The 19,492-nt window shown below is 64.1% G+C and carries 22 protein-coding genes; 14 read left to right on the top strand and 8 right to left on the bottom strand.

Translation table 11 applies throughout. The features are described from left to right. Positions 1-62: 62 nt before the first annotated feature. Positions 63-1,385, bottom strand: a complete 1,323-nt coding sequence (urtA, locus tag XH89_RS05430; RefSeq protein WP_194466091.1) for an urea ABC transporter substrate-binding protein — start codon at positions 1,383-1,385, stop codon at positions 63-65. A gap of 505 nt (positions 1,386-1,890) precedes the next feature. On the opposite strand from urtA, the gene XH89_RS05425 reads away from it, so the two are divergent. From XH89_RS05425 to XH89_RS05415, 3 genes are all read left to right on the top strand, one after another. Beyond that, the gene (locus tag XH89_RS05425) at positions 1,891-3,441 is read left to right on the top strand and encodes a DEAD/DEAH box helicase (RefSeq protein WP_194466090.1); all 1,551 of its coding nucleotides are present in this window, start codon (positions 1,891-1,893) and stop codon (positions 3,439-3,441) included. 23 nt (positions 3,442-3,464) lie between these two features. After that, complete coding sequence (gene infA, locus XH89_RS05420; RefSeq protein WP_092292310.1) at positions 3,465-3,752, top strand: translation initiation factor IF-1; 288 nt, start codon at positions 3,465-3,467, stop codon at positions 3,750-3,752. A gap of 268 nt (positions 3,753-4,020) precedes the next feature. Beyond that, entirely contained in the window at positions 4,021-4,233 is a 213-nt protein-coding gene (locus XH89_RS05415; RefSeq protein WP_188101588.1) for a cold-shock protein, read from the top strand. Positions 4,234-4,344: 111 nt separating this feature from the next. Here XH89_RS05415 and XH89_RS05410 read toward each other — a convergent pair whose 3' ends face one another. The 4 genes from XH89_RS05410 to XH89_RS05395 form a co-directional block, all read right to left on the bottom strand. Further along, complete coding sequence (locus XH89_RS05410) at positions 4,345-4,920, bottom strand: TadE/TadG family type IV pilus assembly protein (protein WP_194466089.1); 576 nt, start codon at positions 4,918-4,920, stop codon at positions 4,345-4,347. Positions 4,921-4,942: 22 nt separating this feature from the next. Next, on the bottom strand, positions 4,943-5,521 hold the full coding sequence (locus XH89_RS05405) for a TadE/TadG family type IV pilus assembly protein (protein WP_194466088.1): 579 nt from the start codon (positions 5,519-5,521) through the stop codon (positions 4,943-4,945). 218 nt (positions 5,522-5,739) lie between these two features. Continuing rightward, positions 5,740-6,240 (bottom strand): pilus assembly protein N-terminal domain-containing protein, encoded by a 501-nt coding sequence (locus XH89_RS05400; RefSeq protein ID WP_194466087.1) that lies wholly within the window; start codon positions 6,238-6,240, stop codon positions 5,740-5,742. Between the two features lie 132 nt (positions 6,241-6,372). Beyond that, positions 6,373-7,215 carry a sterol desaturase family protein gene (locus XH89_RS05395; RefSeq protein ID WP_194466086.1) on the bottom strand — a complete coding sequence of 281 codons (843 nt, stop codon included), beginning with the start codon at positions 7,213-7,215 and terminating at the stop codon, positions 6,373-6,375. 70 nt (positions 7,216-7,285) lie between these two features. Between XH89_RS05395 and XH89_RS05390 the strand changes: the two genes are divergently transcribed. The 11 genes from XH89_RS05390 (at position 7,286) to XH89_RS05340 (ending at position 16,395) form a co-directional block, all read left to right on the top strand. After that, positions 7,286-7,477, top strand: coding sequence for a hypothetical protein (locus XH89_RS05390; protein WP_194466085.1), 192 nt, complete (start codon positions 7,286-7,288; stop codon positions 7,475-7,477). Continuing rightward, entirely contained in the window at positions 7,474-7,638 is a 165-nt protein-coding gene (locus XH89_RS05385; protein ID WP_079851750.1) for a Flp family type IVb pilin, read from the top strand. Before XH89_RS05390 ends, XH89_RS05385 begins: the two co-directional genes overlap by 4 nt. Positions 7,639-7,709: 71 nt before the next feature. Further along, positions 7,710-7,856 (top strand): hypothetical protein, encoded by a 147-nt coding sequence (locus XH89_RS05380; RefSeq protein ID WP_194466084.1) that lies wholly within the window; start codon positions 7,710-7,712, stop codon positions 7,854-7,856. 119 nt (positions 7,857-7,975) lie between these two features. Next, on the top strand, positions 7,976-8,500 hold the full coding sequence (locus tag XH89_RS05375; RefSeq protein ID WP_194466083.1) for a prepilin peptidase: 525 nt from the start codon (positions 7,976-7,978) through the stop codon (positions 8,498-8,500). 127 nt (positions 8,501-8,627) lie between these two features. Next, positions 8,628-9,425 carry a Flp pilus assembly protein CpaB gene (cpaB, locus tag XH89_RS05370; protein WP_194466081.1) on the top strand — a complete coding sequence of 266 codons (798 nt, stop codon included), beginning with the start codon at positions 8,628-8,630 and terminating at the stop codon, positions 9,423-9,425. An 11-nt stretch (positions 9,426-9,436) separates the two neighbouring features. Beyond that, positions 9,437-10,912: a type II and III secretion system protein family protein gene (locus XH89_RS05365; RefSeq protein WP_194466079.1), complete on the top strand. Its 1,476-nt coding sequence runs from the start codon at positions 9,437-9,439 to the stop codon at positions 10,910-10,912. Positions 10,913-10,932: 20 nt separating this feature from the next. Then, positions 10,933-11,667, top strand: a complete 735-nt coding sequence (locus XH89_RS05360; protein ID WP_194466078.1) for a CpaD family pilus assembly protein — start codon at positions 10,933-10,935, stop codon at positions 11,665-11,667. After that, positions 11,664-12,932, top strand: coding sequence for an AAA family ATPase (locus XH89_RS05355; protein WP_194466076.1), 1,269 nt, complete (start codon positions 11,664-11,666; stop codon positions 12,930-12,932). Before XH89_RS05360 ends, XH89_RS05355 begins: the two co-directional genes overlap by 4 nt. A gap of 21 nt (positions 12,933-12,953) precedes the next feature. Continuing rightward, a complete protein-coding gene (locus XH89_RS05350; RefSeq protein ID WP_194466075.1) occupies positions 12,954-14,417 on the top strand; it encodes a CpaF family protein in 1,464 nt (487 codons plus the stop codon). A gap of 16 nt (positions 14,418-14,433) precedes the next feature. Continuing rightward, positions 14,434-15,411 (top strand): type II secretion system F family protein, encoded by a 978-nt coding sequence (locus XH89_RS05345; RefSeq protein ID WP_194466073.1) that lies wholly within the window; start codon positions 14,434-14,436, stop codon positions 15,409-15,411. A gap of 9 nt (positions 15,412-15,420) precedes the next feature. Then, positions 15,421-16,395 (top strand): type II secretion system F family protein, encoded by a 975-nt coding sequence (locus XH89_RS05340; protein ID WP_194466072.1) that lies wholly within the window; start codon positions 15,421-15,423, stop codon positions 16,393-16,395. Between the two features lie 105 nt (positions 16,396-16,500). On the opposite strand, the gene XH89_RS05335 is transcribed toward XH89_RS05340, so the two are convergent. The 3 genes from XH89_RS05335 to XH89_RS05325 form a co-directional block, all read right to left on the bottom strand. Continuing rightward, on the bottom strand, positions 16,501-17,313 hold the full coding sequence (locus XH89_RS05335) for a tetratricopeptide repeat protein (protein ID WP_194466071.1): 813 nt from the start codon (positions 17,311-17,313) through the stop codon (positions 16,501-16,503). Positions 17,314-17,384: 71 nt separating this feature from the next. Then, a complete protein-coding gene (locus tag XH89_RS05330; RefSeq protein ID WP_194466070.1) occupies positions 17,385-18,893 on the bottom strand; it encodes a metallophosphoesterase in 1,509 nt (502 codons plus the stop codon). Positions 18,894-19,180: 287 nt separating this feature from the next. Further along, positions 19,181-19,384 carry a hypothetical protein gene (locus XH89_RS05325; protein WP_194466069.1) on the bottom strand — a complete coding sequence of 68 codons (204 nt, stop codon included), beginning with the start codon at positions 19,382-19,384 and terminating at the stop codon, positions 19,181-19,183. Between the last annotated feature and the right edge of the window lie 108 nt (positions 19,385-19,492).

Here is a 19,492-nt window from a genome sequence, read left to right as displayed (position 1 = left end):
GTGGGGAGAAGACGGCGGAATAGCCGTCTTCTCCCGTCGTGCAGTCGAATGTCAGATCCGGTTCAGGAGCCGGAGCCGAGGCACTTGTTGGTCTTGGTGTTGAAGTTGCCGCACTTCTTGCCGACCCAGTCGCCGATCAGGTCCTTGGAGCCCTCGAGCTCCTTCGACCAGGCGTCGCCCGCCACGAGGCCCGGGGTCTTCCAGACCACGTCGAACTGGCCGTTGCCCTTGATCTCGCCGATGAACACCGGCTTGGTGATGTGGTGGTTCGGCAGCATCTTCGACACGCCACCGGTCAGGTTCGGCGCCTCGATGCCGGGAAGCGCGTCGATCACCTTGTCCGGATCGGTCGACTTCACCTTCTCGACGGCCTTGATCCACATGTTGAAGCCGATCACGTGGGCTTCCATCGGGTCGTTGGTCGTTCGCTTCGGGTTCTTGGTGTAGGCCTGCCAGTCCTTGATGAACTTCTCGTTCGCCGGGGTCTTGATCGACTCGAAGTAGTTCCAGGCGGCGAGATGGCCGACCAGCGGCTTGGTGTCGATGCCGGCGAGTTCTTCCTCACCCACCGAGAACGCGACCACCGGGATGTCCTTGGCCTTGATGCCCTGGTTGCCGAGCTCCTTGTAGAAGGGAACGTTGGCGTCGCCGTTGATGGTCGAGACCACCGCGGTCTTCTTGCCGGCCGAGCCGAACTTCTTGATGTCGGCCACGATCGTCTGCCAATCGGAGTGACCGAACGGCGTGTAGTTGATCATGATGTCTTCCTGGGCGACACCCTTCGACTTCAAATAGGCTTCCAGGATCTTGTTGGTGGTGCGCGGATAGACGTAGTCGGTGCCCGCGAGCACCCAGCGCTTCACCTTCTCTTCCTTCATGAGATAGTCGACGGCCGGGATCGCCTGCTGGTTCGGCGCGGCGCCGGTGTAGAACACGTTGCGCTCGGATTCCTCACCCTCGTACTGCACGGGGTAGAACAGGATGTTGTTGAGCTCCTTGAACACCGGGAGCACCGACTTGCGCGACACCGAGGTCCAGCAGCCGAACACGACCGAGACCTTGTCCTTGGTGATCAGCTCGCGCGCCTTCTCGGCGAACAGCGGCCAGTTCGAGGCGGGATCGACGACGACAGCCTCGAGCTTCTTGCCGAGCACGCCGCCCTTCTTGTTCTGCTCGTCGATCAGGAAAAGGATGGTGTCCTTCAGCGTGGTTTCGCTGATGGCCATGGTGCCGGAGAGGGAGTGCAGGACGCCGACCTTGATGGTGTCGTCCGCGGCCTTGGCGCCGGAAATGGATGCCAGACCGAGCATCAGTCCGGCGGTCGCGGCGAGCACGCCGCGGCGGCTGAATGACGCCGCTATGTCGTGAATGGGTTTGGTAGGCATGGATGTATCATCTCCCTGACGCAGACGTGAAAAGACGCTGCGAAACGGCCCCACGGCCGCCTGCGATTAACGGAATCGCAAGAACCATGCCATGGGCTGAGCACCCGCCAAGCGATTGATAAATCTAGGTGATCTCGTCTCAATCGAAGTATTGCCGCAGATCGCTCGCCCAAAATTCAGGCAATAAAAATGTATGCTTGTTCAGCAGACAGCTCATTTTATGAGCAAAATGTCGCCACTGTCTAAATTTCCGGCATAACTATTTTTCTACCGCAATCGACCCCCGGTGAAACGCCCGCCTTGAAAGCGCCCCGTCAATGTTCCATATGAGTGACGAGATCGCTTGCGAATCGAGCGGTCGTTGCGAGCCGCGTGTTCTTAAGCCCGTACGGGCCTCTGGCTTGCCCCATATCTCCCAAGCCATCCGACACCCCAAACACGCAGGTGTCTTCTCGACACCCTTTTGCGCGCGCCACGCCGTCTGCGTCGGCCGCCCGCATTTGACATGGAAAGAACCCATCTTTTGACTTCGTTTCAGGACTTCGGCCTCGCCGAACCCATCGCACGTGCTCTTGCCGAAGAGAATTACGTCACCCCCACCCCCATCCAGGCCCAGACGATTCCCACCGCGCTGACCGGCCGCGACGTCGTCGGCATCGCCCAGACCGGCACCGGCAAGACCGCATCCTTCGCCCTGCCGATCCTGCATCGGTTGCTCGAGAACCGCGTCAAGCCTCAGCCCAAGACCGCCCGCGTCCTGGTGCTGTCGCCGACCCGCGAACTGTCGGGACAGATCCTCGACAGCTTCAATGCCTATGGCCGCCACATCCGCCTGTCCTCGACGCTCGCCATCGGCGGCGTGCCGATGGGACGCCAGGTCCGCGCCCTGATGCAGGGCGTCGACGTGCTGGTCGCCACCCCCGGCCGCCTGCTCGACCTCGTGCAGAGCAACGGATTGAAGCTTTCCAGCGTCGAATTCCTCGTGCTCGACGAGGCCGACCGCATGCTTGACATGGGCTTCATCAACGACATCCGCAAAATCGTCGCGAAACTCCCGATCAAGCGGCAGACGCTGTTCTTCTCGGCCACCATGCCCAAGGACATCGCCGAGCTCGCGGATTCGATGCTGCGTGATCCCGCCCGCGTGGCGGTGACCCCGGTGTCCTCGACCGCCGAGCGCATCAACCAGCGCATCATCCAGGTCGACTTCACGGCCAAGCCCGCCTTCCTGACCAAGCTCCTGAAGGACGAGCCGATCAACCGGGCCCTTGTTTTCACCCGTACCAAGCATGGTGCCGACAAGGTGGTGAAGACGCTCGAGCGCGCCGGCATCCCCGCCAGCGCCATCCACGGCAACAAGTCGCAGAACCATCGCGAGCGGACGCTGGCGCAGTTCCGCTCCGGCGAGATCCGCACCCTGGTCGCCACCGACATCGCCGCCCGCGGCATCGATGTCGACGGCATCACCCACGTCATCAATTTCGACCTGCCCAACGTGCCCGAGACCTATGTGCATCGCATCGGCCGCACCGCGCGCGCCGGCGCAGACGGCACCGCGATCTCGCTGGTCGCCGGCGGAGAGGAACTCAGCTATCTCCGCGACATCGAGAAACTGATCCGCGTGGCGCTGCCGCGCGAGGATCTGCGCACCGATGCCGGCCGCCGCGATGCGGGCGCTCCCCCGCCGCAGCAACGGCAGGGCCGGCCGGGCGGCCGTCCTGGCCAACGCCCGCAGGGCGCACGGCACGGTGACGGACGGCGCGGCGATGAACGTCATGGCGACGGACGCCACCACAGCGCCGGCAAGCAGGGCGAAGGCCGCCACGGCGACCCCAGACATGCAGACGGAAGGCATGTGGACGGGCGGCCCGGCAACGGCTCGAAGGGCTCTCGCCGCCGCCGCGCCGGTGGTAAGATGCACTCATCGGCAAACGACCGCCCGGAACAGCGTTCCGCGCATAGCGCGGGAGCGCCTGATGGGATACAAGGCGTGGCCTTTTTGCGCCGTGAGAGTCGGCCGAACGGCCACCCGAACCGCAAACCCCATTCGCACTAGCCGTCCACGACCTGGAGAAATTCATGGCTAAGGAAGAGCTGATCCAGTTCGAAGGACTGGTCACCGAAATCCTCCCCGACGCGCGCTACCGCGTGCAGCTCGACGCCGGGCACGAGATCGTCGCCTACACCGCCGGCAAGATGAAGAAGAACCGCATCAAGACGCTGGCGGGAGATCGCGTGACGGTGGAAATGTCGCCCTACGACCTCGAAAAGGGCCGGCTGATTTTCCGCCACAAGGACGAACGTCCCAGCGCGGCGGGTGGACCGCCGCGTCCCGGACAGCGCGGTGGCCAGTTCCGTCGCCGTTAACGGCTCGCCCGCGCGCAAGCGCGGCAATAAAATGCTGACCTGTATGCTGATCCGCCGTGGATATCACGGCGGATCAAAAAATCGTGCGCGTCAGGATTGTTTTGGTGCCTTATTTCCAATAAAATCGGTCCATCGATTTTCGGCCGGACGACATTAGCATCCACCGGTACAGCCGGTTCAGACACGCTGACGACCCTTCCAAAAATTCGATCTAACCGGCCTGCGCAAGCGGGCTCTTACATTGTGTATCTGAGAAGGGACTACCCCCGTGAGCATGGGAACCGTGAAGTGGTTTAACGCGACCAAGGGCTATGGCTTCATCCAGCCCGATGACGGCGGCAAGGACGTGTTCGTTCACATCAGCGCCGTCGAGCGTGCCGGCCTCGGCTCGCTGCGCGAAGGCCAGAAGATCTCCTACGAGATCGTCGCCGATCGCCGGTCCGGCAAGTCGGCTGCCGACAACCTCCGCGACGCAGGCTGATATCCGGCGCGCGCCTCACCGGCGCGCACACGGATCAGTGCGAGCGTACCGAACAACGGAAAAGGCCGTGCGGATGCACGGCCTTTTTTCATGCCTGAAGCGCGGACCCGCTCAGTAGGTCGTGCAGGCTGTGGCCGGGCTGTAATAGACGCAGGACGATTGGCGCGGGCGGGTATAGGCGACGTCGCTCAGCGTGATCGAGTTCTTGAGCACGTAGCCGACCGAAGGCGTGTAGGCGTAGCTGACCTCGCTGAAGATCAGATAGGTACCGGCGATGGCGAGCGTCGTGGGAATCGAGACCGTCGACGCCTGGGCCCGCGGCGCCGCCCCCTTGCTCCACTGAACATGCGCCGTCTGGGTCGAATCCACATAGAGTTCGGAGATCGTCGCCAGCACCGGCGTGGCGGAATAAGGCGTCATGATCGCGGTCGAGGCCGCGAAGAAATTGGTCATGTCGGTGTCGGCGACCGACGTCGACTGCGAGGTCAGGTCCGACAGCGTCCGCGCCATCAGCGTCACCTTGCGATCGATCGCGACCGCCGAAGAGAACTCGACCGTGCCGAAGAACATCACCAGCATCATCGGCACGATCACCGCGAACTCGGTCGCCGCGAGCCCCCTGCCATCGGCCAGGAATTCATACGCTGCGAGACGGCTCGCCCGCCAGAATTTCGCAATCTTCCGCATCGCTCCGCCCGATCCGTTGGCCTCAATAAGGCTCGTTCTTGAATGCGGCCGTGGCCACCAGCAGCCGCTTGTTGGTGCTGCCGCAGCCGATGTTGTAGCCGAGCCCGGTCACGAACAGCGGCCATTGGTAGAACAGCCGGACCACGACGATGTCGCCGGCGTTGCCGGCGTTGTAGCTCATGTTGGTGTCGAAGTTGCAGGCTGCATCGAGATGGGTGGGCAGCGTCACCGCCGAGAAGGACGAGAAACTGGTGACGTCGACGTACAGGCTGTTGCAGTCAAACAGGGCCGGGATCTGGCTGCAGACGTAGCTCTTGAACGTCGCTTGTGTGCAAGGCGTGGCCGCGCCGCCCACCGCGCAGGCGACCACCGAACCCGACTGTGCCTGGCCGGTCAGCACCACGCGCGCGGAATTCTGCGTGATGGTCTCGAGCACCTGACCCGAGAAGAACACCAGCGCCGTCTCGATGATGGCAAACAACAGTGCGAAGAAGATCGGCGCGACCAGCGCGAACTCGACCGCCGCGGATCCGCGGCGATTTGCGCGAAACCGCAGCAATGCAGTGCGGAGCGTGAACCTCGAAGGCGCAGGCGATGGCATCGCGTCAATTTCCCCAGCGGCGACGATCATTTTGTCATGACCAGTACCGGAAACTGATTGTTTAAGTGTTTCAGACAATGCGGACCGGCCGGGCCGAGTCGTTAAGAACGAGTTAACCACGCAGGCCCGCGGACGCAGGAGGACGGGCAAACCGGCTGCACACGACAATGTCGCGCGGGACCGGATGGTCCCGCCCGTTGGCCTCTCGGTTGGTCCTGTTAGTTCGTCTTGGCGGGCGTCGCGCTGGCGCTGCCGCTGGCGTTGCTGCTCAGCGTACCGGCCTGACTCATCGTGTTGTTGAAGTATTGATCGCTGTCGCCGAGCGTGACGCGGCGCTGGCAGAGCGGCATGCAGCTATAGGATTCCCGCTCGACCCCGCGATAGACGGTGACCAGCCGGTCGCTCGGGCCTTCGACCTGGATCTGCCGGTCGACCAGGATCTCGCCGCCGCGATCCAGCGCAATGAAGTTGGTGGCGCCGTAGCCTTTGCCGGTCACGACGATCATCCCGCCGGGCTGAAGCGTGACGTCGGCGATCAGCGGATTGCCGACCACGATCGTCGCCACCTTGCCGGGCAGCCTTACGAGCTTGGCCTGGTCGACATTGACGGCGATGGTATCGACGGTGGGCTCGGCAAGGCCAATGGCCGGCGAAGCCAGCATGGCGGCCGTAGCTAGCAGGCAGATGCGCGCATGACGGCGCAGAAACTCTTTACGCATACTCTTACCCCGGGACGTCACAAGCCGGCAGAATCGTTCAGGAAGCGGAGCCGGCGCCCGACCCGGTTAACCTGCCTGTAATTCGTGAACGTTCCGCAAACTCGCCGGCTATTGTTCTAACGGACCGGCGTTTTATCGCCCGAGGCCCTGGTGGCGGAACGGATAGGCAAGCTGGCCGGGGAATTCCTTTGGCATGGTCGCTTCGTCCTTGCCGTAATCCTGCGGCAGTTCTCCTGCCGGCATACGGAAGGTCCCGAACAGCACATCCCAGATCGGGAAGGTGCCGGCGAAATTGGTGTCGCCGCCCTCTTCGAGCGACGTGTGGTGCCAGCGGTGGAACACCGGCGTCGCCAGGACATATCGGAACGGCCCGAAGCTCCAGTTCAGGTTCGCGTGCACGAAAGCCGAGTGGAAGGTCGTGAACGGACCGATCCAGATCATCACATTCGGCGAAATGCCGGCCATCAGCAGCACGACGTCAACGCCGATCGTACCGAGCATCAGGTTCACCGGATGGAAGCGGGCCGCCGAGATCCAGCTGATCTCCTCCGAGGAGTGATGGATCGCATGATATTTCCAGAACTCGCCGCCGTGAAACAGCCGGTGCAGCCAGTACAGCATGAAGTCGGACAGCACCAGGAACAGCATGCCCTGCACCCAGAGCGGCAGTTGCGACAGCGGACCGTGGCCGTTGTCGTAGAAGGCGATCAGCTCGTCGGCATCGTGGATGTTGAAGACGATGCCGGCGGTCACGATCAGCAGTCCGATCCGCATGGTGCGCGCGAACACCGGAACGAAGAACCAGTAGCAGATGTCGGTCACGATCTCGCGCTTGCGCCACCACGACGGACCGGGATTGCAGGCCCAGAAATGCTCGAGCACCGTGAACACGACCGCGAGCACGAAAGTGACAGGGACCACCTTCTCGATGGTCTCGCCCAGCATCAGGGCGACTTGCACAGGCAGGCTCGACATCATCGCTTCTCTTCAGGGCTGCTGGTCTGACCTACGCCTACTCCGTGAAATTTAAGGGAGGGTGAAGTTGATGGCGCGTTCGGAACTGGAACGAATTGCGAAGGGCGTCCTTAAGGCGAAATTCACTCTGGCCAAAACCATCGCGCAGATCGCGGGTTTGATCGATCGAATTAACCCCACCGAAAGAGCTCGGCTCACATGGTCGTGGCGTCAAGTCAGCGCCGAACGTGGCGACCTCAACCAGATGGAGTTTAGTTCATGAAGAACCTGATTGCGCGTTTCGCCAAGGATGAATCCGGCGCCACCGCCATCGAATACGGCCTGATCGCCGCCGGCATCGCGCTGGCCATCATCACCGTCGTCAACAACCTCGGCACCACGCTGAACACCAAGTTCGGCTCGATCAGCTCCTCGCTGAAGTAAGCCGGCCGACAAACGACGGCAAAAGCCCCGGACCTCCGGGGCCTTTGTTTTTCTGCAGTGTGCGAGTTCCAGTGACGTTGCGTAAGCACAGGACCGATGCCGCACTTGCGGCGAACGAGGCCGGGACGGCACGCCTCGACGCGTCGGCCTATTGGGTCTGCCTTGCGCTGCTGCTCGCCATGATCACGCTCGCGATGCGCATCGCCAGCATGTGGTGAGCCAGTAGGGCCGGATTGCCGGTTCCGTCGCGGCCATTTTCGGTTTGTTTAGCACTGCCTGCTAGCATGCGCCGACGCCCTGATCCGGCAACAGACCTAAGGCCTCAAAGACGCAGCCCATGATCCTTGACCTCGCGCGCCTTCTGCTCTTCCCGGCCCTGATGGCATTCGCGGCCGCCAGCGATCTCTTCACAATGACGATCTCGAACCGCGTGTCGCTGGCGCTGGTCGCAGGTTTCTTCGTGCTCGCCCTTGCCGGTGGCATGGCACCTTACGACATGTTGAGCCATGTCGGCGCCGGGGCGCTGCTTCTCGTTGTGGCCTTCACCTGCTTTGCGATGGGCTGGATGGGCGGCGGCGACGCCAAGGTCGCGGCGTCCGTGGCGCTGTGGTTCGGCTTCGCCCAATTGATGGACTTCCTGCTCTACGCATCGCTGTTCGGCGGCGCCTTGACGCTGCTCCTGCTCCAGTTCCGGCAATGGCCGTTGCCTTACGGACTTGCCGGCCAGGCCTGGCTGGCCCGGTTGCACGACAAGCAGACCGGCATTCCCTACGGCATCGCGCTCGCGCTTGGCGCATTGCTGGTCTACCCCGAGACCGAATGGGTGAAGGCGATCGACCTCGCTCACCTCGCACTGCGTTGAACGCCCCGGATAAACCCGGCGTTAAGCCGATTTAGATACGCCTCATTAACCATGCTTTGACGAATAGCTGGTCAACTGCCGATTACGGCGGCGGCAGCGTCGCGGCGTTCTGTGGAAAGTGAAGCGTATGAATAGGGCACGCATAGTCGTCCTGGCGGTCGCCATCTGCGCCGGCGGTATCGCCGCGTATCTGGCGAGCAGCTCGGACTCTGCGCCGCCTCCAGCGGCTCCGGTCGCGCAGCTTCCCACCACCGACGTTCTGGTCGCCAAGAACGACATCGGTCTCGGTCAGACCGTGAAGCCGGAAGACGTGCAGTGGCAGACCTGGCCGACTGCGACCGCCAGCGCCACCTTCATTCGCCGCAGCGAGCGCCCCGACGGCGCGACCCAGGTCACCGGCTCGATTGCGCGCGCGCCCTTTATCCAGGGTGAGCCGATCCGCGACCAGAAGCTGGTCAAGGCTGACGGCTCCGGCTTCATGGCCGCGATCCTGCCATCAGGCATGCGCGCCATCTCCACCGAAATCTCGCCGGAAACCGGCGCCGGCGGCTTCATCTTGCCGAACGACCGCGTCGACGTGATCCTCACGCGCCGCCTCAAGAACCCGGACCAGAGTCCAGGTGCCACGGACATCGTCAAGTCCGAGATTCTCCTCTCCAATGTCCGCGTGCTGGCGATCGACCAAGCGCCGAAGGAGAAGGACGGCCAGAATTCGGTGATCGGCAAGACCGTGACCCTGGAGCTCAATCCCGCACAGACCCAGACGCTGTCTTCGGGCCGCCAGGCCGGAACGCTGTCGCTGGCGCTGCGTAGCATCGCCGACGTCAAGATGAGCGAGATCACGCCCGATGATTCCGCGCAGAAGCGCGATGGCGTTTCGATCATCCGCTACGGCGTTCAAAGTCAGGCGGCGAAGGCACAATGAGGACAGTCGACATGAAATGCAGGGCAGATCTGGCGACGATGCGGACCACGGTGGTTCGCGCCCTGTCGTTTTCGGCCGCGCTCACGCTGACGCTCAACCCCGCGCTGACGCCCGTGATCGCAGCAGATTACCGTCCCGCGGCGCCGGTCGCGGCCGACGGCCAGATGAACGCGCGTTTCCTTTCGCTCGGCATCGGCAAGTCGATCGTGATCGACCTGCCGCGCGACATCAAGGACGTCCTCGTCGCCGATCCCAAGATCGCCAATGCCGTGGTCCGCTCGTCGCAGCGCGCCTACATCATCGGCGCCTCGGTCGGTCAGACCAACATCGTGTTCTTCGATTCCGCGGGCCAGCAGATCGCCGCCTATGACATCGCGGTCAAGCGCGACCTCAATGGCGTGCGTGCGGCGCTGAAGCAGATCCTGCCCAATTCCGACATCCAGATCGACGGCCTCGGCGACGGTGTCGTCCTGAGCGGCACGGCGGCCAATCCGGTCGAAGCGCAGCAGGCCAACGATCTCGCCGCCCGCCTTGCCGGCGGCGCCGACAAGGTGGTGAACTCGATCGTGGTGCGCGGCCGCGACCAGGTCATGCTGAAGGTTACGGTCGCGGAAGTCGCGCGCAATATCGTCAAGCAGCTCGGCATCGATCTGTCGGCGAACCTCAATTACGGCACTTCGGTGGTGAGCTTCACCAACTCGAACCCGTTCACCGCCTTCGGCCGCAACCTCGTCGACGGCAACAATCTGACCACCAAGTTCGGCGCGACGCCGTCGGTGCAGGCGACCCTGCGCGCGATGGAGACCGCGGGCGTGGTGCGCACGCTGGCCGAGCCGAACCTGACCGCGATCTCCGGCGAATCGGCGACGTTCATCGCCGGCGGCGAATTCCCGGTGCCGGCGGGCTATGCCTGCGATCCGACGACCCACGTCTGTACCACCCAGATCAGCTTCAAGAAGTTCGGCATCTCGCTCAACTTCACGCCGGTGGTGCTGACCGAAGGCAAGATCAGCCTGCGGGTGATGACCGAGGTGTCGGAGCTGTCCAACGACAATGCAATCACGTTGTCGCAGGCCGTGACCGCAGGCACGGTCAACTCGCTGACCGTGCCCTCGATCAAGACCCGCCGCGCCGAGACCTCGCTGGAAATTCCCTCCGGCGGCGCGATGGCGATGGCCGGCCTGATCCAGGAGCAGACCAAGCAGGCGATCAGCGGCTTGCCCGGCCTTATGCAGCTGCCGATCCTCGGCACGCTGTTCCGCAGCCGCGACTTCGTCAACAACACGACCGAGTTGGTCGTGATCGTGACGCCCTACGTCGTGCGCGCAGCGGCGCCAAAGGACCTGTCGCGGCCGGATGACGGCTTCGCGGCGCCTGCGGATCCGCAGGCCCAACTGATCGGCAACGTCAACCGCATCTATGGCGTGCCGGGCCGGACAGAGCCGGCAAAGAACTATCGCGGCACCTATGGCTTCATCACCGACTGACGCGGAACGGGGACTTAAGTATGATCACAACACGACCCCAGACCCGCTACCGCGCCGCCGGCCTCGGTGGTGCGCTTGTCGGTATCGCGCTCGCGCTCGGCGGTTGCCAGCACGACGAGGTGGCCACCGCGACCATTCCGGACGATTACAAGCAGCGTCACCCGATCGCGATCGAGGAGCAGAACCGCTCGATCGTCGTGTTCGTCGGCCACGCTCGCGGCGGCCTCACCGCCGCCCAGCGCGCCGACGTGATGGGTCTGGCCTCGACCTGGCTGCACGAGGGCACCGGCGCCATCCATATCGACGTGCCATCGGGAACGCCCAATGCGCGTCCGGTTGCGGAATCGATGCGCGAGATCCAGGCGATGCTGGCGGCCGCGGGCGTTCCCCCGCGCGGCATCGTCGCCCGCCCCTACCAGCCGGAAGACAAGCGCTTCCTGCCGCCGATCCGGCTGACCTATTCCAGGATCGCCGCGGTCGCCGGCCCCTGCGGCCTGTGGCCGGAGGATCTCGGCCCCTCGATCAAGAACAAGAGCTGGTTCGAGAACAAGGAATACTACAATTTCGGCTGCTCCTATCAGCGCAACATGGCGGCCATGGTCGACAATCCGTCGGACCTCGAGCAGCCGCGGTCTGAGACTCCCTCCTACACGCCGCGGCGCATGACCGCCTTCGAGAAATACCGCAAGGGGATGACGACCACCACGACCTATCCCGAGGCCGACAAGGCCAAACTCAGCGACACCGGCAAATGATCAGCTACGCGCGCCAGACTCAGGAAGAGCAGCCGGAGGCCTCCCCGCCGCCGGTGGAGGAGCATATTGCGCCCGCGCCGCGCGTGTCGGTCCAGGCCTTCTGCGAGACCGTCGAAACCGCTGCCGCCGTGCAATCGGCCGGCGAGGATCGCCGTCTGGGCAAGGCGCACCTGAAGATCCAGATGGGCGGCATGACCGCCGCGATCGAGGCCTATCGGTCTGCCCCCACCCCCAATGTGATCGTGCTCGAGAGCGACGCCCGCAATGATCTGTTGACCGGGCTCGACCAACTCGCCACCGTCTGCGATGCCGGTACCCGGGTGATCGTGATCGGCCGCATCAACGACGTCATGCTCTATCGCGAGCTGGTGCGCCGCGGCGTCAGCGACTACGTGCTCGCGCCGGTCGGCGCGATCGACGTCGTGCGCTCGATCTGCAACCTGTTCTCGGCGCCCGAAGCCAAGGCGGTCGGCCGAATCATCGCCGTGGTCGGTGCCAAGGGCGGCGTCGGCGCCTCCACCATTTCCCACAACGTCGCCTGGGCGATTGCGCGGGACCTCGCGATGGACGCCGTGGTCGCCGATCTCGATCTCGCCTTCGGCACCGCCGGGCTCGACTACAACCAGGACCCGCCGCAGGGCATCGCGGACGCCGTGTTCTCGCCCGATCGCGTCGACACCGCCTTCATCGACCGCCTGCTGTCGAAATGTACCGATCATCTGAGCCTGCTGGCGGCGCCGGCGACGCTCGACCGGGTCTATGATTTCGGCACCGATGCCTTCGATGCGGTGTTCGACACGCTGCGCGCGACCATGCCCTGCATCGTGCTCGACGTCCCGCATCAATGGTCGGGCTGGACCAAGCGCGCCTTGATCGGCGCCGACGACATCCTGATCGTGGCGGCGCCGGATCTTGCCAATCTGCGCAACACCAAGAACCTGTTCGATCTCTTGAAGGCCGCGCGCCCCAATGACCGCCCGCCGCTGTACTGCCTGAACCAGGTCGGCATCCCCAAGCGGCCGGAGATCGCGGCAGCCGAATTCGCCAAGGCGATCGAGAGCCAGCCCGTGGTCTCGATCCCGTTCGAGCCGCAGATCTTCGGCGCGGCGGCGAACAACGGCCAGATGATCGCGGAGATCTCCGCGAACCATAAGTCGATCGAGATGTTCCTCCAGATCGCCCAGCGCCTGACCGGCCGGAGCGAGACGAAGAAACAAAAGTCGTCCTTGCTTTCACCGCTGATTGAGAAGTTGCGGGGAAAATAAGCCGCCGCATGGAGTTGTTAAGTGTTCGGTAAGCGTAGCGGAACAGACACCGACTTTCGGGCTCCCAAGCCCGGCGCCGTGTCGCCAGAGCCTGCCCCGGCTCCGGCGCCGACGGTGTCGCGCGCGCCGCCCCCGCCGGTAGTCGCGTCCCCGCCGCTCGCTCCCTCCCGGCCCCCGCCGGTGATGGAAAACCGCCGCTCGGACAATTATTACGAGGTCAAGGCGACCATCTTCGGCGCGCTGATCGAGGCGATCGACCTCGCCCAGCTCGCCAAGCTGGACTCCGAATCCGCGCGCGAAGAGATCCGCGACATCGTCAACGAGATCATCGCGATCAAGAACATCGTGATGTCGATCGCCGAGCAGGAAGAACTGCTCGACGACATCTGCAACGACGTGCTCGGCTACGGCCCGCTCGAGCCGCTGCTGGCGCGCGACGACATCGCCGACATCATGGTGAACGGGGCTGGCACGGTCTTCATCGAAGTCAGCGGCAAGATCCAGCGCACCGGTATCCGCTTCCGCGACAACCAGCAGCTCCTCAATATCTGCCAGCGCATCGTCAGCCAGGTCGGCCGGCGCGTCGACGAATCCTCGCCGATCTGCGACGCGCGCCTTGCCGACGGCTCCCGCGTCAACGCCATCGTGCCGCCGCTCGCGATCGACGGCCCCGCCCTCACCATTCGTAAGTTCAAGAAGGACAAGCTGACACTGGATCAGCTGGTCAAGTTCGGCGCGATCTCGCCTGAGGGCGCGGAGATCCTCCAGATCATCGGGCGCGTCCGCTGCAACGTGCTGATCTCCGGCGGTACCGGCTCAGGCAAGACCACCCTGCTCAACTGCCTGACCAACTATATCGAGCACGACGAGCGCGTCATCACCTGCGAGGACGCGGCCGAGCTCCAGCTGCAACAGCCCCATGTGGTGCGCCTTGAAACCCGCCCGCCGAACATCGAGGGCGAAGGTCAGGTCACGATGCGCGAACTGGTGCGCAACTGCCTGCGTATGCGTCCCGAACGCATCATCGTCGGCGAAGTCCGCGGCCCGGAGGCATTCGACCTGCTCCAGGCCATGAACACCGGCCACGACGGCTCGATGGGAACGCTGCACGCCAACAACCCCCGCGAAGCGCTGTCGCGCTGCGAATCCATGATCACGATGGGCGGTTTTTCGCTTCCTTCGCGAACGATTCGCGAGATGATCTGCGCCTCGATCGACGTCATCGTCCAGGCCGCACGTCTGCGCGACGGCTCGCGCCGCATCACCCACATCACCGAGGTGATGGGGATGGAAGGTGACACCATCATCACCCAGGACATCTTCCTCTACGATCTGGTCGGCGAGGACGCCAACGGCAAGATCATCGGCAAGCACCGCTCGACCGGCATCGGCCGCCCGAAATTCTGGGAACGCGCGCGCTATTACGGCGAAGAGAAACGTCTTGCGGCCGCGCTCGACGCCGCCGAATCGGCACCGGCGACGTGAGCAGGGCGGCGCAGCCATGAACATTCAGATCCTCGCCCTCGCCTTCCTTGCCACCGCTGCCGTCGGCGGCATCGCCTGGGTCTTCCTCTATCCGATGCTGTCGGGCGAACGGAAAGCCGAAAGCCGCCGCGCATCGATCGCGCGCGCCGAAGCGCCCACGGCCCGCCAGGCCGAGAAGTCCCAGCGGTCGCGCCGCGAGCAAGTCGAGACCTCGCTGAAGGATCTCGAAGCTCGGCGGACGCAGGAAAAGAACGTGCCGCTCACGGTGCGCCTGTCCCAGGCCGGGCTCGACTGGACGCCGCAGAAGTTCTGGATCGCCTCCGGCGTCGTCGCCGGCGTGTTCTTCTTCGTCACGCTGTTCGGCGGCGGAGGTCTGCTTGGTGCGGCCGGCCTTGCCTTTGCCGGCGGCTTCGGCCTGCCGCGCTGGGCCCTGGGCTTCCTGAAGAAGCGTCGCGAGAACAAGTTCCTGGCAGCGCTGCCCGATGCCGTGGACGTCATCGTGCGCGGCATCAAGGCCGGTCTGCCGCTGTTCGAATCCATCAAGGTCGTCGCGGCCGACGCGCCGGAGCCGCTGCGCAGCGAATTCCTGGCCATCATCGAGACGCAGGCGATCGGCATGCCGCTCGGCGAGGCCTGCTCGCGCCTCTACGAGCGGATGCCGCTGCCGGAGGCCAATTTCTTCGGCATCGTGGTGTCGATCCAGCAGAAATCGGGCGGCAATCTCTCCGAAGCGCTGGGCAACCTCTCCAAGGTGCTGCGCGATCGCAAGAAGATGAAGGAAAAGATCCAGGCGATGTCGATGGAAGCCAAGGCTTCGGCCGGCATCATCGGCTCGCTGCCGCCGATCGTGATGTTCCTCGTCTACCTCACGACCCCAGGCTACATCTCCCTGCTGTGGACCCATCCCACCGGCCAGCTCATGCTGGTCGGCTGCGTCGTCTGGATGTCGATCGGCATCATGGTGATGAAGAAGATGATCAACTTCGATTTCTGACGGTGCTGCATGGTCGAGTTCCTCGTTACGAAACTGCATGACGCCCACTTCATGACCATGCTGCTTGCGGCCATCGCCGCCAGCGCCACCGTCTATACGCTGGTGATGCCGCTGTTCGCCGGCGAGGGCCTCTCCAAGCGCATGAAGGCGGTGGCCAGCGAGCGCGAGCGGATCCGCCAGCGCGAGCGCGACCGCCTCAACAAGAGCGAGAAGGTCTCGCTGCGCCAGACGCCCAAGCAGCTCGTCTCCAAGGTCGTCGAGGACTTCAACCTCACCAAATGGCTGGCGCAGGAAGCTGCGCGCGACAAGCTCATCATGGCGGGCTATCGCGGCCAGGCGCCCTACGTCACGTTCCTGTTCGCCCGCATGGTGGCCCCGCTGGTGCTGTTCGTCGGCTCGGTCGTCTACGTGTTCCTGATCGCCCATATGGACCGGCCGATGCCGATCAAGATCGGCATCTGCGTCGGCGCGGCCTATCTCGGCCTCCAGGCGCCGATGCTGTTCCTGAAGAACGCGATCTCCAAGCGCCAGCTCTCGATCAAGCGCGCCTTTCCCGACGCGCTCGACCTGCTGCTGATCTGCATCGAATCCGGCATGTCGGTGGAAATGGCGTTCCGCAAGGTCGCGACCGAAATCGTCGGACAGTCGATCGCGCTGTCGGAGGAGTTCACCCTGACCACCGCCGAGCTGTCCTATTTGCAGGACCGCAAGGTGGCCTATGAGAACCTGGCGAAGCGCACCGGGCTCGAAGGCGTCAAATCGGTGTGTCTGGCGCTGCAGCAGGCGGAACGCTACGGCACCCCGCTCGGCCAATCGCTGCGCGTCATGGCGCAGGAAAATCGCGACATGCGCATGAACGAGGCCGAGAAGAAGGCCGCGGCGCTGCCGCCGAAGCTGACGGTGCCGATGATCCTGTTCTTCCTGCCGGTGCTGTTCGTCGTCATTCTCGGACCGACCGGCATCAAGATCTCCGAGCTGCACTGAGGCCGGACAAAGAAACGAAAACAACCCCATGCACAGTAGCCGGCCATGGCCGGCCCGGCGCCACGTGGATCGCAGCAAGCGTCCGAATGATCGGATGAAATTGGATCAGTCGGACCGGCTGAGCGAGGCGACCGGCGTCCGCTTCGGTGCGCCGCGCGGGCCATCGTTGCGGTTCAGCATGTCCTTGAGATAGGCGACGTTGGCTGCAGCTTGATCGGGCGGCAGGTCCCCCTTCACGATGGTCTCGGCTTCGGCGAAGCGGCCCTGGAGGCCGACCACGAGGCCGAGATTCTGCCGCACCCGGGAGCTCGCGCGCGGCGAGGCGTAGGCCTGCCGCAGCGTCTCTTCCGCCTTGGGCAGATCACGCGACAGCATGTAGGACAGGCCGAGATTGGAGAGCACGCCGGGATCGCCTGGCGCGATCTTCAGCGCACTTGCGTAATAGGCGCGGGCCTCGTCGTGGCGGCCCATCTGGTCGAGGCAGGTGCCCTGCACCGAGAGCAGGCGCCAGTCCGGATTGTCGGGCGAATGCGCCCTCGACAGCACGTCGAAGGCCTGCTGGAAATTGCCGGCGTCGGCGAGCGCACGGCCATATTGGGCCAGCAGCGGCTTGTTGCCGGGATTGGCGATGGTCGCCTGTTCGAGCACGGCGGCGGCCTGGGCGTGCTGGCCGTTGGCACGTAAGGCCTGGCCATAGGCCAGTGCCGCGTCCGGATCCCGGGGATTGGCGCGATGGCGCTCGCCATAGACCTCGACGGCACGCGCCGGATCGACTGGGGCGGTATCGGCCTTCGATCCGATCGAGCCGGTGACGTCGGAGAGCTTTGACATCGCCGTGCAGCCGCCGAGGCTCGCTGCCACCAGTGCGATCAGCGAGGCGGAAGCAAGAAGCCGGGCGGGACGGAACCGTTGACGCATGACGCTTTGACTCTCGAGCCAATTGATCGAGCCGAACGCGCCAGCAATAGACTGTTAACCCTAATGGCCGGTTAACGCCGGGAGCCGCGCTCTTGCGGCGGCATCCCGCCGCCGAGGCAGAGGTCGAGGCCGAGCAGCCTCACCTGATCATTCAGCTCTCGCAGCAACTGCAAGTGCTGTTGCGCCCTCGCCTCAACCTCGACGGCCTCGCGCGGCAGCGTCGGCCATCGACGCGAGAGGTCGTCACGATTGACCAGGCGGTCGGCGCGGAGCTCGTCGAGCGTGGCGCAGTCGATGCCGAGCATGTCGGCGGCTTGTTCGATCAGCCGGTGCAGCAGCGCCCTCACCTCCGCCAGCGCCGCCACCTCGGCCTGCGACGCCGACCTTGCGAGCCTGCCCTCGAGATCGGCCCAGGCATGGCAGGTGACGAGATAGACGTAGAGCCTGTCCGACCAGCTCTGTCCGCCATCGCCGTAGAAGGCCGGGCGCGACAACAGCCGATGGGCGAGCGCCACAACCTGATCGCGTTTCAACGTCGCGCATGAGGCGATCTCGATCGCCGACTGAATGGCGGGATCGCGGGACAGATCTCGCCCCACCGGAAGCCTGATGAGGCCGTCAGGCAGATTCGAATCGAGCGACCTGAAGCCGCCATCATTGCGCGGCCGCGAATAGCGGGCGATCGTGAACCGATAGTCGGCCGGTTCGCCTTCGGGCATGGGGCCAAAATGGATGATGTTGAAGCCGGCATCGTCACCGCCCTGGCCGGTGGAGGACGGGCAGGACAGCACGTAGATCGTGCGCCAGAAATCCTCGCCGCCGCTCCGGAGTGCACGGGGATCCGGAATTGAATAGCGGGTGAGCCCCTCGACATGCCGGTGCCCGTGCAGGACCAGGTTGACGTTGAGCGAGGTGGCCGCTTCGAGCAAGGTCGCGGGCGCAGCAAGATACATCAGCGGCTCGTCCGGAACTCCGAGAAACCGCTTGCCCTCGCCGGTTGCCTGCGGCAGCGGATGATGATGCAGCGCCAGCACACGCACGAGGTTTTCCGCAGGCTCGGAATATTCGGCGCGAGCCGCGGAGCCGATGCTGCCTACAAGCTCGACGCTCAGACGGGCGGACTGCGCGACCAGGGCGTTGTAGGCCCGATCGTCGATGTCGCCGCTGGCAAGCGTGGTCAGGCTCGCTTTGTTGGAGTCGAGCAGCACCAGGTCGAGACCGGCCTTACGGTAATAGACGCTCTTCGAGCTCCTCGGCAGATGCAGATAATCGTAGACGTCGTGGCGCCCACCGCGCTGGCTCGGACGCTTGGCGTCATGGTTGCCGGCCACGGCCTGGATGTCGGTGAACAGGCCGGTCTGCCGGAGAGAGGCGATTGTCCCGAGCGCTTCGTCGAGCGCAGGCGGAGTCGGATCGTTCACGATGTCGCAGGTGATCAGCAGGATGCGGTCGGGCACATCCGCGTAGGCCGCCATCCGCTCGCGCAGCGCGGTTGTGAGGGTCTCGATGGCCGCGAGCAGCCGGCCTGACCCGTCCAGATGCAGGTCGGAGATCTGCGCAACGACGAACGATCTATCCATTTTGCGCCGCTCATTGCCAATGCTGCGTCGCCCAAACGATTGAGAGAAATGCTTTCGACGAAGAGTTCTGTCGGGTGTCGACCGGATCGGTATCAGCCGAACTTCAACAGCGTAACTTCAAGCGTTCCTGCGCTCGATACGTGCAGAGACGCGGCGCACAATCTAAAAATATTCGTCAATAATGCCACAACCGCAGCGCTAGTCAAAGCCCCGCGGCGGCGCCCTCGTGAACGGCAGTTCTCAACGGAGATACGGGCACCGGCTGTGGCTGGTTTCGCTGAGCCCGATCAGTATTCGATGGCAAGGCGCTTGCGGATTTCGTCGAGGCGCTTGTCGAGCGCGTCGAACCGCGCGTGAACCGAACGATCATGGAGATAGAACACATAGCCACCGGCGAGGAACGCGAAGACCCAGTGGTGATGCTCGACATAGCCAAAGACCGCCTCGATGGCCTGGCCGGCGAATGTGACCACGCTCCACACAATTTCCATTGCTCATCCTCCCGGCACGCGTCGTCTTCGGTCACCGGCGTTCTCTGGGCACGGACACTCCGCTCGGCCACCGCTGCCGGAACCTAGCATGGCTGCTTCTCTGCGAGT

The organism is Bradyrhizobium sp. CCBAU 53340, assembly GCF_015291645.1.
Classification (GTDB): Bacteria; Pseudomonadota; Alphaproteobacteria; order Rhizobiales; family Xanthobacteraceae; genus Bradyrhizobium.
The sequence above is the reverse complement of the archived record's forward strand: the minus strand, read 5'-3'. Positions and strand labels throughout refer to the sequence as shown.